General features: G+C 62.3%; 1 pseudogene. It reads left to right on the top strand.

The annotated features are described in order from the left end of the window. Nucleotides 1-300 (top strand): annotated as a pseudogene (locus tag BK665_RS33750) (type VI secretion system ATPase TssH); the annotation flags it as partial.

Below are 300 nucleotides of genomic sequence, written 5' to 3'. Positions count from 1 at the left end.
ACTGAGTGCCGCGCTGCAATCCCGGGTCTAGCACAGCGCTTCGCGCAACCCGGTGTTCGCTCCGGAACTGGTGCAATGGCTGCAAGATGCCTTGCTGGTGGCCAACCTTGAATTGGGCCAGACCCAGGTCGAGCAAGCGGCGTTGATCCTCGCGCTGTTGCGCAACCCGATGCGCTACGCCGGCAGCCGCTACCAGGCGTTGTTGGCCAAGCTGAACATCGATCGCCTGAAAGAATTTGCCGTGTCCCAGAAAGAGCAACCGGCCACCGGCAAATCCGCCGTGCCGGGCGAATCCTTGCT

Origin of the sequence: Pseudomonas frederiksbergensis, from assembly GCF_003732665.1 — a bacterium.
In the GTDB taxonomy this organism is placed as follows: domain Bacteria; phylum Pseudomonadota; class Gammaproteobacteria; order Pseudomonadales; family Pseudomonadaceae; genus Aquipseudomonas; species Aquipseudomonas frederiksbergensis_G.
The sequence above is the reverse complement of the archived record's forward strand: the minus strand, read 5'-3'. Positions and strand labels throughout refer to the sequence as shown.